14 protein-coding genes and 1 tRNA gene are annotated in these 13,967 nt (G+C 71.4%); 3 read left to right on the forward strand and 12 right to left on the reverse strand.

Annotation, left to right across the window (positions count from 1 at the left end):
- Positions 1-88: 88 nt before the first annotated feature.
- The 6 genes from AB0D44_RS14150 to AB0D44_RS14175 all read right to left on the reverse strand — a co-directional run bounded on the left by AB0D44_RS14150 (position 89) and on the right by AB0D44_RS14175 (position 6,087).
- The gene (locus tag AB0D44_RS14150) at positions 89-994 is read right to left on the reverse strand and encodes a hypothetical protein (RefSeq protein ID WP_362589413.1); all 906 of its coding nucleotides are present in this window, start codon (positions 992-994) and stop codon (positions 89-91) included.
- A 79-nt stretch (positions 995-1,073) separates the two neighbouring features.
- Positions 1,074-2,165, reverse strand: a complete 1,092-nt coding sequence (locus tag AB0D44_RS14155) for a Rossmann fold nucleotide-binding protein (RefSeq protein ID WP_362589416.1) — start codon at positions 2,163-2,165, stop codon at positions 1,074-1,076.
- Positions 2,166-2,191: 26 nt separating this feature from the next.
- A complete protein-coding gene (locus tag AB0D44_RS14160) occupies positions 2,192-3,262 on the reverse strand; it encodes a hypothetical protein (protein WP_362589419.1) in 1,071 nt (356 codons plus the stop codon).
- Complete coding sequence (locus AB0D44_RS14165) at positions 3,244-4,044, reverse strand: ATP-binding cassette domain-containing protein (RefSeq protein ID WP_362589422.1); 801 nt, start codon at positions 4,042-4,044, stop codon at positions 3,244-3,246. The genes AB0D44_RS14160 and AB0D44_RS14165 overlap by 19 nt, the downstream gene beginning before the upstream one ends.
- Before the next feature lie 174 nt (positions 4,045-4,218).
- A complete protein-coding gene (locus tag AB0D44_RS14170; protein ID WP_362589425.1) occupies positions 4,219-5,580 on the reverse strand; it encodes an aspartate aminotransferase family protein in 1,362 nt (453 codons plus the stop codon).
- Between the two features lie 3 nt (positions 5,581-5,583).
- Positions 5,584-6,087 (reverse strand): Lrp/AsnC family transcriptional regulator, encoded by a 504-nt coding sequence (locus AB0D44_RS14175; protein ID WP_069922162.1) that lies wholly within the window; start codon positions 6,085-6,087, stop codon positions 5,584-5,586.
- 169 nt (positions 6,088-6,256) lie between these two features.
- On the opposite strand from AB0D44_RS14175, the gene AB0D44_RS14180 reads away from it, so the two are divergent.
- Complete coding sequence (locus tag AB0D44_RS14180) at positions 6,257-7,696, forward strand: gamma-aminobutyraldehyde dehydrogenase (RefSeq protein WP_362589428.1); 1,440 nt, start codon at positions 6,257-6,259, stop codon at positions 7,694-7,696.
- Positions 7,697-7,899: 203 nt separating this feature from the next.
- On the forward strand, positions 7,900-8,364 hold the full coding sequence (locus AB0D44_RS14185; protein ID WP_362589431.1) for a hypothetical protein: 465 nt from the start codon (positions 7,900-7,902) through the stop codon (positions 8,362-8,364).
- Positions 8,365-8,487: 123 nt separating this feature from the next.
- On the opposite strand, the gene AB0D44_RS14190 is transcribed toward AB0D44_RS14185, so the two are convergent.
- Both AB0D44_RS14190 and AB0D44_RS14195 read right to left on the reverse strand, forming a co-directional pair.
- Complete coding sequence (locus AB0D44_RS14190) at positions 8,488-9,186, reverse strand: glycerophosphodiester phosphodiesterase (RefSeq protein WP_362589434.1); 699 nt, start codon at positions 9,184-9,186, stop codon at positions 8,488-8,490.
- A gap of 29 nt (positions 9,187-9,215) precedes the next feature.
- Positions 9,216-10,241 (reverse strand): adenosine deaminase, encoded by a 1,026-nt coding sequence (locus AB0D44_RS14195; protein ID WP_362589437.1) that lies wholly within the window; start codon positions 10,239-10,241, stop codon positions 9,216-9,218.
- Between the two features lie 110 nt (positions 10,242-10,351).
- Between AB0D44_RS14195 and AB0D44_RS14200 the strand changes: the two genes are divergently transcribed.
- Positions 10,352-11,041, forward strand: a complete 690-nt coding sequence (locus AB0D44_RS14200; RefSeq protein WP_362589439.1) for a DUF4190 domain-containing protein — start codon at positions 10,352-10,354, stop codon at positions 11,039-11,041.
- 58 nt (positions 11,042-11,099) lie between these two features.
- On the opposite strand, the gene AB0D44_RS14205 is transcribed toward AB0D44_RS14200, so the two are convergent.
- The 4 genes from AB0D44_RS14205 to AB0D44_RS14220 all read right to left on the reverse strand — a co-directional run bounded on the left by AB0D44_RS14205 (position 11,100) and on the right by AB0D44_RS14220 (position 13,856).
- Positions 11,100-12,695 (reverse strand): TROVE domain-containing protein, encoded by a 1,596-nt coding sequence (locus tag AB0D44_RS14205; RefSeq protein WP_362589442.1) that lies wholly within the window; start codon positions 12,693-12,695, stop codon positions 11,100-11,102.
- Positions 12,696-13,055: 360 nt separating this feature from the next.
- A tRNA-OTHER gene (locus tag AB0D44_RS14210) sits at positions 13,056-13,118 on the reverse strand.
- 16 nt (positions 13,119-13,134) lie between these two features.
- Positions 13,135-13,305, reverse strand: a complete 171-nt coding sequence (locus AB0D44_RS14215; protein WP_362589445.1) for a hypothetical protein — start codon at positions 13,303-13,305, stop codon at positions 13,135-13,137.
- The gene (locus AB0D44_RS14220) at positions 13,302-13,856 is read right to left on the reverse strand and encodes an NADAR family protein (RefSeq protein ID WP_362589448.1); all 555 of its coding nucleotides are present in this window, start codon (positions 13,854-13,856) and stop codon (positions 13,302-13,304) included. Before AB0D44_RS14220 ends, AB0D44_RS14215 begins: the two co-directional genes overlap by 4 nt.
- Between the last annotated feature and the right edge of the window lie 111 nt (positions 13,857-13,967).

Genomic DNA, 13,967 nt, shown 5'->3' on the forward strand with positions numbered 1-13,967 from the left:
GTACGTCCAGTACGGGGGCATCCGGCCGGCACGCCGAGAGCACGCACCGGACACCGCTCCTTCACCACGGACCTCCGTCAGACACCCCCTAGGCCACCGGCTCGGGAACCGGCGCCGGCTCCTGCGCGTCGGCCCCCTCGTGCTTGCCGTACCAGGCCACCGCCACCGCGCCGGTGACGGCCAGGACGAAGCCGAAGGCCGCCAGCCAGGCCAGGCCCGGGCGGGAGGCGTCGCCGAGCCAGAGCACGCCGATCGCACCCGGCAGGACCGTCTCGCCGACGACCAGGGCGGCGGTCGCGCCGTTCACCGAACCGATCTGGAGGGCGACCGTGTGCAGGTACATGCCGCCGAAGCCCGCCACGAGGATCGCGTACAGGGCCGGGTCGGTCAGGAAGGTGCCCAGGTCGAACGGGTCGACGCCGTCCAGGATCCGCACGCCGACGCCCAGCGCGCCGAAGCCCAGGCCCGACAGCAGGCCCGCCAGGATCGCCGCGCCCCCGCCGAGGAGGCGTACGGCCACCGTGCCGCCCACCATCAGCAGCAGGGTGATCCCCAGCAGCCACCAGTGCGTGGACATCGGGGCGTGGTGGCCGCCCTCGTGGCCCGCGGCCGTCGCCAGCAGCACCAGTGCCGTGCAGACGACGCCGATGGAGGTCCACTCCTTGCGGCTCAGCCGGATGCCCAGCATCTTGACGCTCAGCACGGCCGTGATCACCAGGTTGGCGCTGATCACCGTCTGGGACAGGAACAGCGGGAGCAGGCGGGCGGCCAGCGCGCCCAGCCCGAAGCCCACGAAGTCCAGGATCGTCCCGACGATGAACTCCCAGGTCATCGCCGCTTTCGCGGTGGACGCCAGGTTGGGGCCGCCGTGCGCCGTCACCCCGGCGGCGGACGGGGACATCCGGGCGGCGCGGCGCGATCCGACGGCTTGCAGGACAGATCCCGTCCCGTAGCAGATGGACGCCGCGACAGCGGTCAGCAGGCCTATGAGCACCGAAGGCTCCGTTCACGTCTGGCAGGTTTTGCGTACCTCTGCCAGACGTCGGAACGGGCCGGGAAGTTGCCTCCCGCCGTCAGGCCATTGCCAGGAGTGCGTCCGGGACCTCGTCCACCGAGTCCACCAGGGCGATCCGGGACTCCATGGCCCGGCCGCGCGCCAGCGCCTGGAGCAGGGGCCAGGCGGGCAGGTGCCCGGTCCAGTGCGCCCGGCCGACCAGGACCATCGGCGCGGGCTCGCCGCGTGAGGCGTAGTAGTTCGGCGTCGCGCTGTCGAAGACCTCCTGGACGGTGCCCGCCGCACCCGGCAGGAACACCACGCCCGCCGTGGAACGGGCCAGGAGCCCGTCCTCCCGGGTGGCGTTCGCGAAGTACTTGCCGATGTGCGCCGCGAAGGCGTTCGGCGGTTCGTGCCCGTAGAACCAGGTCGGGATGCCCACCGAGTCGCCGCCACCGGGCCACCGCTCCCGTACGGCGAAGGCCGCGCGCGCCCAGTCGGACACCGACGGGGCGAAGGACGGGGCCTTGGCCAGCAGCTCCACGGCTTCCGCGAGGGCCTCGTCGGGGGCGGGCGCCAGGTAGGCACCGAGGTTGGCGGCCTCCATCGCGCCGGGTCCGCCGCCGGTGGCCACCGTGAGCCCCGACCGGGTCAGCGCCCGGCCCAGCTCCGCCGCCCGGCGGTACTCCGTACCGCCGCGGGACAGGGCGTGGCCGCCCATGACGCCGACCACCCGGGCACCCTCCAGGTGCTCGTCGAGGGCGTCGGAGACGGCGTCGTCGTGGATGGAGCGGAGCATCGAGGAGAGTATGTCCCCGTCGGCCTTGGTCTCCTGGAACCAGGCGTACGTCCGGGCGTCCGGGGTGGCCTCGTATCCGTCGGGCAGCCCGGTGAACAGCTCCTCGGGCGTGTAGAGCAGGCCCCGGTACGGGTTGAACGGCAGGTCGGGCACCGGCGGGAAGACCAGCGCGCCGTCGGCGCGGACCTTCACCGAGGCGTCGGGCTCCATCGCGCAGCCCAGGAACACGGCGTCCGAGGTGTCGGCGGACAGCAGCGCGAAGGTCCGCTCCAGCAGGTTGACCGACTGGATGCGGTATCCGCTGAGCGAGCCGCGGGCCACGACCTGGTCGAATTCGGCGAGCGTCTCGATCTCGATGTCTGCGTTGACCATTCGGCCCACCCTAAGGGCTGCCCGCGTCAGCGGGTCAGGGCCAGTGACGTCAGCTGCGCCACACCCCAGCTGAGGGGTACGCACACGGCCACCAGCGCCGTGGCCCGCAAACTCGCCGCCGTCCGCAGGACCTTGGCCGGAGCCCCGAGATCGGCCAGGGCCTCGCGGCCGGCGGCGCGCACCTGGCGTGCCTCCACGGCGGATGTGAGAAGGGTCGCTGCGGCGCACCCGGCGACCAGGGCCGCGGCCGGTCCGGTCAGGGGTCCGAGCGGGAGGGGCGCACCGCCGCTGTCCCGCAGGGCGAGCGCCGTCAGGGCGGCTGCCCCGACGGCGCAGAGCACCCCCAGCGGCGGGCCGATCCGTGGCGCCTCCTCCTGGAGGGCCCGTCCGGCCAGCAGGCGCAGCGCCCCGGGGCGTACGGCCTGGACCAGCGTGCCGCAGGCGTAGGCCAGGCCGGGGCCGGCCAGTGCCAGGCCGACGGCGGTGAGCGACCAGCCGGCGAGCATCCCGGGCCCGCCCCGCCCGGCGTGGGCCTCGACCGCGAGTCCGCAGGCGGTGATGGCGATGCCCCAGGGCAGCCCGGTCTGCGGGGCAAGCGGCTTGCGGCGGGGCAGGGTCAGGACAGCGGCCGAGGCGGTCAGCGGGACCAGGACCAGGAGGGTGAGCGCGGCCGCCACGGGCAGCGGCTGGTCCGCGTGCAGCAGCCGGGCCCCGGCTCCGTCGAAGGGCAGCCCGGCCAGGTCCCCGCGCAGGTGGAGGAAGGCGGCGAGGGCCAGTGCGCTGCCCAGGGTGCACGCCACGGCGGTGGAGACCGCCGCGACCAGGCCGAGCCGTACGGCTCCCAGCCCGGCGGCGTCCAGCCCTGCGCGGGGCCGGGTGGCCGGATCGGCACGGGCCACGGCGACGGCGAACTGGACGGTGGCGGCCAGCGGCGCCAGCGCCCACAGCAGGCGGGGGAACGATCCGCCGGGGCTGGCCACCGCCCCGGCGAGCACGTAGAGGAGGAGGAAGCCGGTGCCGGCCGAGGCGGCGGCGACGAGCAGCCGCCGCAGCTGGACCAGCGGGCGGGCGCCGCGGGCTAGGCGGAGAGCGAGCACGCGGCCTGCCCCTCCGTGGTCTCGCCGGCCGGGGGCCCCGGCGGGTCCTCGGTGGCCCCGGCGGTGGCGGCGGGCCGTCCGTCGAGCAGGGCCAGTCGCCGGTCGGCGGCGGCCGCGGTCTCCTCGTCGTGGGTGGCCAGCACCACGGTGATCCCGTGCGAGCGGGCCGCAGTGGTGAGGGTGCGCAGCAGCAGGGCGCGCTCGGCGCGGTGCAGGGGGGCGGTGGGCTCGTCGCCGAAGATCACCGCGGGCTCGTTGACCAGCGCCCGGGCCAGCGCCACCCGCTGGGACTCGGCCCTGGTGAGGGCGCCGGGGCGCTTGCGGGCGAAAGCGCCGATGTCCAGGCGCTCCAGCCATTCGCAGGCGGCGTGCTTGGCACGGCGGTGCGAGGCTCCGGCGAGCAGCAGCGGCAGGGCCGCGTTCTCCCACACCTTCAGCTCGGGCAGCAGCTGCGGCTCGGGTCCGATCCAGCCGAACCGGTCGCGGCGCAGCCGTTCGCGGCCCAGGGCGCCCATGGTGTGCACGGGGACGCTGTTGAACCAGACCTCGCCCTGCTCGGGGCGCAGCTGTCCGGAGAGGCAGCGCAGCAGCGTGGTCTTGCCGCTGCCACGCGGGCCGGTGAGGGCGAGGATCTCGCCTTGGCGGACCCCTACGGAGACGCCGACGAGGCCGGGGGAGCCTCCTGCGGACTTCGTCCGGGGGGACTTCCCGTGGGAGTAGTGAAGGGACCGTGCCCACAGAACGTCGTTGTCGGGTGGGGCCGTGTCGGGTGGAGCCACCATGGCGTACACCTCCGTCCGGGGGAACGAAGCGGAACCGGTTCGGTCACTGGCGCCGCACTGAGATGTAAAGAGATGAACGTCTTGGATGGGGACAGCACGCGGCCCGGACACCCGAGTTCTCACTCGAACGGGGTATCCGGGCCGTGTGGTTGGCCTATTGCAGCGTTGGACGATTTACAGCTTGGTCCACGCCTCGGTGAGCACGGAGCGCAGGATGCCCTCGATCTCGTCGAAGGTCCCCTGGTCGGCGATCAGCGGCGGGGCCAGCTGGATGACCGGGTCGCCGCGGTCGTCGGCCCGGCAGTACAGGCCGTTCTCGAAGAGCGCCTTGGAGAGGAAGCCGTAGAGCACGCGCTCCGTCTCCTCGTCCGTGAAGGACTCCTTGGTGACCTTGTCCTTGACGAGCTCGATGCCGTAGAAGAAGCCGTTGCCGCGGACGTCGCCGACGATGGGCAGGTCGTGCAGCTTCTTCAGCGTCGAGAAGAAGGCGTCCTCGTTGTCCAGCACGTGCTGGTTGAGGCCTTCCTTGTCGAAGATGTCGAGGTTGGCCAGCGCGACCGCCGAGGAGACCGGGTGGCCGCCGAAGGTGTAGCCGTGCAGGAAGGTGTTGTCACCCTTGTAGAACGGCTCCGCGATGCGGTCCGAGACGATGCAGGCGCCGATCGGGGAGTAGCCCGAGGTCATGCCCTTGGCGCAGGTGATCATGTCCGGGACGTAGCCGAACTTGTCGCAGGCGAACATCGTGCCCAGGCGGCCGAAGGCGCAGATCGTCTCGTCGGAGACGAGCAGCACGTCGTACTCGTCGCAGATCTCGCGGACGCGCTGGAAGTACCCGGGCGGCGGCGGGAAGCAGCCGCCGGCGTTCTGCACCGGCTCCAGGAAGACGGCCGCGACGGTGTCGGCGCCCTCGAAGAGGATCTCCTGCTCGATCTGGTCGGCGCACCAGCGGCCGAAGGCCTCGGGGTCGTCGCCGTAGATCGGGGCGCGGTAGATGTTGGTGTTCGGCACCTTGTGCGCGCCGGGGACCAGCGGCTCGAAGGGGGCCTTCAGGGCCGGCAGGCCGGTGATGGACAGGGCGCCCTGCGGGGTGCCGTGGTAGGCGACCGCACGCGAGATGACCTTGTACTTGGTGTGCTTGCCCTGCAGCTTGTAGTACTGCTTGGCGAGCTTCCAGGCGGTCTCGACGGCCTCGCCGCCGCCGGTGGTGAAGAAGACCTTGTTCAGGTCGCCCGGGGCGTAGTCGGCCAGGCGCTCGGCCAGCTCGACGGCCTGGGGGTGCGCGTACGACCAGATGGGGAAGAACGCGAGTTCCTGTGCCTGCTTGTAGGCGACCTCGGCCAGCTCCTTGCGGCCGTGACCGGCGTTGACCACGAACAGGCCCGCGAGGCCGTCGAGGTAGCGCTTGCCCTTGTCGTCGAAGATGTAGGTGCCCTCACCACGCACGATGGTGGGCACGGGTGCGTTCTCGTAGGACGACATGCGGGTGAAGTGCATCCACAGGTGGTCGTACGCGGTTTTGGAGAGGTCCTGGCTCACGGGTTATCGAGTTCCCCACATGTAGGTCTGCTTCTTCAGCTTCAGGTAAACGAAGCTTTCGGTTGATCGCACGCCGGGGAGCGCGCGGATCTTCTTGTTGATCGTTTCGAGCAGGTGGTCGTCGTCCTCGCAGACGATCTCCACCATCAGGTCGAACGACCCTGCGGTCATCACCACGTACTCGCACTCGGCCATGGCGGTCAGGGCGTCCGCCACCGGGTCGAGGTCTCCCTCGACGTTGATGCCGACCATGGCCTGGCGCCGCAGGCCCACGGTGAGCGGGTCGGTGACGGCCACGATCTGCATGACGCCCTGGTCGAGCAGCTTCTGCACGCGCTGGCGCACAGCCGCCTCCGACAGGCCGACGGCCTTGCCGATCGCTGCGTAGGGACGGCGCCCGTCCTCCTGCAGTTGCTCGATGATCGCCAGGGACACAGCATCGACCGAAGGGGACGGTTGTCTGTTCCTGGAATCTGCGCTTCGACTGACCACGACCACACTGTGCACGAGGAGTCGTCTGTTCCGCAAGACGGAATCGATGAAATCCGTTGTTTGGCGACTCGGATCTCACTGATTTCGTAGGTGGTGGTGTCTGGCTCTGTCGAAAGCGTCCGCCGAGGGGCTACTCTTGGGAATCGTCTCAATCGTTGGACATGTGATCAGGAGAGTGGCTGTAGTGACCACCGAACTGCGTCGTCTGCGCAACTACATCGGCGGGGAGTTCAAGGACGCCGCCGACGGCCGGACCACCGAGGTGGTGAACCCGGCCACCGGCGATGCGTACGCCACCGCACCGCTCTCGGGTCAGGCCGATGTCGACGCCGCCATGGCCGCGGCCGCGGCCGCCTTCCCGGGCTGGCGCGACACCACGCCCGCCGAGCGCCAGAAGGCGCTGCTGAAGATCGCGGACGCCTTCGAGGCGCGCGCGGAGGAGCTCGTCGCCGCCGAGTCGGAGAACACCGGCAAGCCGCTGGGCCTCACGGCCAGCGAGGAGCTGCCGCCGATGGTGGACCAGATCCGCTTCTTCGCCGGCGCCGCCCGGCTGCTCGAGGGCCGCTCGGCCGGCGAGTACATGGAGGGCATGACCTCCATCATCCGTCGCGAGCCGGTGGGCGTCTGTGCCCAGGTCGCGCCGTGGAACTACCCGATGATGATGGCCGTGTGGAAGTTCGCCCCGGCCATCGCCGCGGGCAACACCGTGGTGCTCAAGCCCTCGGACACCACCCCGGCCTCCACCGTCCTGATGGCGGAGATCATCGACTCGATCCTGCCCAAGGGCGTCTTCAACGTCATCTGCGGTGATCGCGAGACCGGCAAGGCCATGGTCGAGCACTCCACCCCGGCGATGGCCTCCATCACCGGCTCGGTGCGCGCGGGCATGCAGGTGGCCGAGAGCGCCTCGAAGGACGTCAAGCGCGTCCACCTGGAGCTCGGCGGCAAGGCCCCGGTCGTGGTCTTCCAGGACGCCGACATCGCCAAGGCCGTCGAGGACATCGCGGTCGCCGGCTACTTCAACGCCGGCCAGGACTGCACCGCCGCCACCCGCGTGCTCGTGCACGAGTCGATCCACGACGAGTTCGTGTCCGCGCTCGCCAAGGCCGCCGCGGACACCAAGACCGGTCAGCCGGACGACGAGGACGTGCTCTACGGCCCGCTGAACAACCCGAACCAGCTCAAGCAGGTCGCGGGCTTCATCGAGCGCCTCCCCGCCCATGCCAAGGTCGAGGCGGGCGGCCACCAGGTCGGCGAGAAGGGCTACTTCTACGCCCCGACCGTGGTCTCCGGCCTCAAGCAGGACGACGAGATCATCCAGAACGAGGTCTTCGGCCCCGTCATCACCGTCCAGTCCTTCACGGACGAGGCCCAGGCCGTGGAGTACGCGAACGGCGTCGAGTTCGCCCTCGCCTCCTCCGTGTGGACCAAGGACCACGGCCGCGCGATGCGGATGTCCAAGAACCTTGACTTCGGCTGCGTGTGGATCAACACCCACATCCCGCTCGTCGCCGAGATGCCGCACGGCGGATTCAAGAAGTCCGGCTACGGCAAGGACCTCTCCGCCTACGGCTTCGAGGACTACACGCGCATCAAGCACGTGATGACCTCGCTCGACGGCTGACCGGTCGCACCGGTCGCAGGCTGTCGCAGGCTTTTGACGGGGCGGGCCGTGGACACCATGTCCATGGCCCGCCCCTTCGCGTTCGCCGAGGCCGAGCGCAGGTGGAACGCGATCGCCGGCATTGGATCACGGTCCGGACACGGAATTGAACATGTTCAGCAATATGGCTGAACGTGTTCAGAAAGCTGCGTACGCTTCTTTCCATGAGCGAGAGAAGCGCCCTTCAGCGGCGGATCCGTGCCTGGTTGATCCTGTTCCTCGTCTGTCTCGTGCTCAGCGGGCTCACCGCCTTTCCGCTGGTCAGCGAACTCCGATGGGCCAATGCCCTGATGGACAACGCATGGCTGCGGCGGGTGGGCGACGGGCTGGACCGGGCCGACGCCGAATACCCCTTCCTCCTCTACGGCACCGATTGGCTCGCCTTCGCGCACCTGGTCATCGCCGTCTTCTTCTACGGCGTATACCGCGACCCGGTGCGCAACGTATGGCTCGTCGAAGCCGGCATGATCGCCTGCGCCGGCATCATCCCGCTGGCCCTGATCTGCGGCCCGATCCGCGGGATCCCCTTCGGGTGGAGCGTCATCGACATGTCCTTCGGCGTCTTCGGAGTGATCCCCCTCCTGGTGCTCCGCCGCAAGATCAAGCGCCTCGAGGCCATGCCGGCCTAGCGAAGGGCGGCCGTCACGAGGGCGAGGCCACCCGGTTCGGGTCCTGCCCCTCGGCGTGGGTGGAGTAGGCCGCGCCCCGCGCCCCACGGCCGGACCCGGCCCGGGGCAGCACCCGGCCGGGTATCACCGGCCGAGCTCGGCGCGCACGGCGCTCAGCACGTCCACCCGGTTCGTGGTGACCGAGTCGACCCCGGCCCTGAGCAGCTTCCGCATCGTGCGCCTGGTGTCCGCGGTCCAGGCCGACACCAGCAGGCCGTCACGGTGCACGGCGTCCGTCAACTCCCGGCTGACCAGGCCGAAGCGGTAGTTGAGCCAGCGCGGGGCCACCGCGTCGATCAGCACCCGGCGCGGCGGCGACAGAGTGGTCCAGGTCAGCGCGATCTCCGCACCCGGATCGGCGGCGCGGACCGCCAGCATGGTGTTCGGCCCCGCGCAGTAGGAGGTGCGCTCGCGCGCCCCGCACTCGCGGACCTGGCCCACGACGGTCCGCACCGCCTCGTACGAGGCACCCGGCAGGTCGATCATCAGCGTTCCCGCCCCGGCCGCCGCCACCGCCTCGCGCAGGGTCGGAACCCCGCCCCCCGTCAGCTCCTTGAGCTGCGGGGCCGTGACGGCGTCGAGCCGCACGTCATGGCCCCACAACCGCTCGAGCGTTTCGTCGTGGAGCAGGACCGGCACCCCGTCGCGGGTCAGCCGTACGTCGATCTCGACCGCGTCCGCCCCGCGCGCGAACGCGGAGCGGATCGAGGCCAGGGTGTTCTCACGGACACGGTAGGGATCGCCGCGGTGGCCGACGGCAGTCAGGGTGCGCATGGTCCCCATTCTCAGGGCCCGGCGCGATCATCGGGAGGTCAGCGCGCGAGCCACTCGGCCGTGTAGGCGTCGATCTCCGCGCTCAGCTTCGCCTTGCCGGCCTCGTCCAGGAAGGAGGCCTCGACGGCGTTCTTGGCGAGCCCGGCCAGGCCGCGCTCGTCGAGGTCGAGGAGGCGCGCCGCCACCGCGTACTCGTTGTTGAGGTCGGAGCCGAACATCGGCGGGTCGTCGCTGTTGATGGTGACGAGCACGCCCGCGGCGACCATCTCCTTGACCGGGTGCAGGTCCAGCTCGGTCACCGCGCGGGTGGCGATGTTGGAGGTCGGGCAGACCTCCAGCGCGATGCGGTGCTCGGCCAGGTACGCGAGGAGCTCGGGGTCCTGGGTGGAGCTGGTGCCGTGGCCGATGCGCTCGGCGCGCAGCTCGCGGATGGCGTCCCAGACCGTCTCGGGGCCGGTGGTCTCGCCGGCGTGCGGCACGCTGTGCAGGCCGGCGGCGCGGGCCCGGTCGAAGTAGGGCTTGAACTGGGGGCGCGGGACGCCGATTTCGGGGCCGCCGAGGCCGAAGGAGACCAGGCCCTCGGGGCGCAGGTCGACGGCGAGGCGGGCGGTCTCGGCGGCGGCCTCCAAGCCGGCTTCGCCGGGGATGTCGAAGCACCAGCGCAGGATGACGCCGAGCTCGGTCTCGGCGGCCTTGCGGGCGTCCTCGATGGCCTCCATGAAGGCCTTCTCCTCGATGCCGCGACGGGTGGAGGAGTAAGGGGTGATGGTCAGTTCGGCGTAGCGGATGTTCTGCCGGGCCATGTCGCGGGCCACCTCGAAGGTGAGGTGGCGTACGTCGTCGGGGGTGCGGACGAGGTCCACGACCGACAGGTAGACCTCGATGAAGTGCGCGAAGTCGGTGAAGGTGAAGTAGTCGGCGAGCGCCTCGGGATCGGTCGGCACCTTCGAGTCGGGGTGCCGGGAGGCGAGCTCGGCCACGATGCGCGGTGACGCCGAGCCGACGTGGTGGACGTGGAGTTCCGCCTTGGGCAGCCCCGCGATGAAGGGGTGCAGGTCGGTCATGAAGGTGCCTCCGGGAGGGCGCGCATGCGATCAGGTCGGGCTTCATCGTAGGCACCCCGGTCACTGTCGGTGGCAGCGCTTAGCATGGCCGTACGAGAGGGGGGTGCCGCATGACCGACCAGAGCCCTGAGCCGAGGGACCCGTGGGCACCGCCGGAGCGCCCGGCGGTGGACCTGGGCAAGCAGCAGGCCGCGCCGGGAGTGCCGGGTCCGCCGTCCGTGCACGACCAGCAGACGGTCGCCGGGATGCCAGGGGCCGGTGCCGCAATCCCGCAGCCCGCCGCGACGCCTGCGCCGGCCCAGGTGCCGGCTTCCCCCGCCCCGCCGGCATACGGGTACGGGGCCCCGCCGGCCCCGGGCGGTTATGGGCATCCCACCGGCCAGGCCCCCCTCCCGGGCTACGGGTACCCCGGCGACGCGGGGTACCCCGGATACCCGGGATATCCCGGATACCCGGGCGCCGCCGCCTACCCGCCCTACGCGGCGCCCCCGAGCAACGGCTTCGGCATCACCGCCCTCGTCCTCGGCATCCTGTCCGTCGTCGGGTGCATCACCAGCTTCCTGGCCATCGGGATCGGGATCGCCGCGGTCGTCTTCGGCGCCCTCGGCAAGGGCAAGGCGACCCGGGGCGAGGCCGACAACGGCGGGATGGCGCTGGCCGGCATCATCCTGGGCGCGATCGGCATCGTGCTGGGAGCCCTGATGCTGGTCGCCATGTTCTCCCCGGTCCTGGACGGATGGGACGACGACTCCCGCTACGACAGCCCTTACTCGAACTCCCGGGAGCGCGAGAAGATATGAGCCCCGGGCCCAGGCCCGGAGCTCGTGTCCACGCTCGTCCGAGTGCTCGTCCCCGCGCTCAGGCGGGGGAGGCCCAGGGCCAGTCGGCGTCCTGGCCGCGCTCGATCAGGGACACCATGCGGAAGGCCGCGTCGCCGAGCCCGCCGAAGACGTGCCGGTGCGCGGAACCGGAGGGCGCGTGGCCCACCCGGTAGCCCGCCAGGTTCCAGGTGTAGACCGGCACCGTCTGCGGGACCTCGGCCGTCGGGTCACCGCCGTGGCCGTACGAGGCGCACTGCTCGTCGGTGACGATCAGCACCCGGTCGTGACCGCGGTAGTGCTGCCTGACGGCCTGGGCCGTGTGCGTCCCCCCGAGGTCGCCGAACCGCTCCAGCACCCTCAGTACGGACTCCCCCCGCACGTACGGGACCACCGCACTGGTCGTCCCGAACTGGACGAGGTCCGCCTGCTCGGCGCGCAGTGCGAGCGCCGCCCCGAACACCGCCGCCGCGTCCGCACGGTTGAGCTGCGAGCGGTCCGACAGCGGGGACCACATCGACCCCGACCGGTCCACGAGAACCAGCGTACGGCCCGGCAGCGCCGGTACGTTGGCCAGCGAGTGCCCGAGAGCCTGCTCGAGCGGGTACGCCCAGCGCAGCGAGGGCGCGTGCTGGTAGGCGGCCAGGTAGCGGAAGGGGAACTGCCGCGCCCGGGCGACGGTCTGCGGATCGGAGATCTTCGCCGCTACCGCCGCGGCCACCTCGTCCGACACCCCGGCCTGGTCGAAGTTGCGCAGGTTGCGCAGCAGGGCCATCGCACCCATGGACGGGATGACCGCCTCCCAGGCGGCCGCGTCCAGGGGCCCCTGCAGCCAGCCGGCCAGCGCCTCCCAGGTCATGCCCGCCCGGGCGAGGCGTTCGGCGCCGTCCGGTGCGGTGACCACGCCGCGCCGCTCGGACACCGGCAGCGCCATCAGCTCCCGGTGCGCGGCGAGGGTCCGGTCGCCGGCGGGGAGCTCGGCGTGCTCCGGGTGGTGCCGGCGGTCCAGCGCGTAGCGGAACAGCTCGCCCTGCCAGGGCTTGGCCGGGTCGGGGGAGGCGTGCACGAGGTTGAGGACGTCACCGAAGCGGTAGCTCTTGGAGTCGGTGTCGTACTTCAGGAGGGAGCTGCCGGAGTAGAGGCGGCGCACGGCGTCGGCGATGCCGCGCTTGACGGGCTTGGGCACGTTCCGCCCGTACGTCGCCGTCCAGTAGGCCAGCAGCTCACCGGGCTCGTCGGCGCGCTGCAGGACGCAGTCCACGACCTGGCGGTTCGCAGGACCGTCGGTGGCGCCCGCCTCGAGGCGTGCCTTCACGTACTCGGCGGCGCCGACGAGCGAGGCGGTGCGCATGTGGGCCTCCCCGCGGAGCCAGCCCAGCAGGCCGGCCGTCCACGCGGGGTCCTCGACCGCGAGGCGCCGCACGAGCGCCGCGAAGCGGTCGTCGCGGGCCTCGCCGCTCTCGTACGCGGTGCGCTGGGTCACGAAGTTGGCGACCGCGAGCAGGAACAGCTCGGAGCGCGGGTCGCGCAGGTGGCCGGCGCCGCCCTGGTGGGTGCGGCCGCGGCCGGCCGAGCGTACGGGCGACGTGGGCGGTACGGGCGCCGCCTTGGACGCGCGCAGGTTGAAACGAGCCATGTGAATCCCCCCGAATTCAAAGGAAAGCGGGGGAGGCGTGACATGGGGGACGCCCGAGATCAGAAGTCGGCGACGGACTGTGCCCGGCGAGCTACCACGCTGCTCCACCGGCCCGTTCCCTTGCGGGTGACGGGCCGGGTGGGATTCGAACCCACGACCTCCGGGTCCGGAAGGAGCCGTAGCCTGCGCACCGGGCGCCCCCCACGCGTGCCTCCCGAGATCAAGTCGGCGGCGGCCTGGTGTCTTTGGGAAAGAAGGAGCCGCAGCCCGCGCACCGGGAGGTGCGTGACGTAGGTGTCCAGAGATCGAGTTCGGCGAAACCACGTGGTGCTCTATCCGCTGAGCTACACCGGCCGAAGCCGATGACGGGATTCGAACCCGCGACCGCCCCATTAACAGTGGAAGTATGTCTCGCCTGCGCACCTGGACGAGGATCACGTTAGGCGCCGGGCCCGGGCTCCGCCAGGCAATTACTCGGCAGCGTCGGCACCATGACCGACTCGCCGGGTGCCACGTCCCCGCGGAAGCAGGGGCCGCGGTGCCGCTCGGACACCATGAGTACGCAGCCGTCCCGGATGATCACGGCGGCGACCCGGCGCCGCTCCGTCACGCCGGGCCCTGCCGCAGCCGCTCGCGGGCTTCCATCAGGGCGAACCCCAGCAGGTTCAGGCCCCGCCAGCGGGCCGGGTCCAGGGCGCGTTCGTCGTCGGCCGCCAGGCCGATGCCCCAGACGCGGTCCAGGGGGCTCGCCTCCACCAGGACCCGGTCCCCGGTGGTCAGCAGGTAGGAGCGCAGCGCGGGATCGGAGCCGAACTTGTGCACGCTGCCTTCCACGACCAGGGCGAACCGCTCCCGCTCCCATATCGCGTCGTCGAAGCCGCGCACGAGCCGTCCGGCCTTCTTCGCCTCGGCCGGGGTCCGGGCCGCAAGGGCCGCCCGCTCCGCCTCCGCGTCCCCGAACAGCCGCGCCTTCCCGGCCATCATCCAGTGCTCCGCCGTCGCGTACCGGACGTCACCCACCGTGAACTCGGACGGCCACCACTGGCTCAGGCAGCTCGGACCGAGGGTCCCGTCCGGCCTCGGGCGGTGCCCCCAGAACGGCAGGAACTTCACCCGCTCACCCCGGCTGACCTGCTTGATCAGTGCGTCGATCATCTCCATGCATGCGAGTGTGGCACCCGCCACGGACAACTCGTACGGGATTTCGGGCGCGCCTCGACACTTGGTCGACCGAATCCGTCGCGTAATCAAAAGGCAACAACGGAATCACTT

The organism is Streptomyces sp. NPDC048349, from assembly GCF_040651925.1.
Classification (GTDB): Bacteria; Actinomycetota; Actinomycetes; order Streptomycetales; family Streptomycetaceae; genus Streptomyces.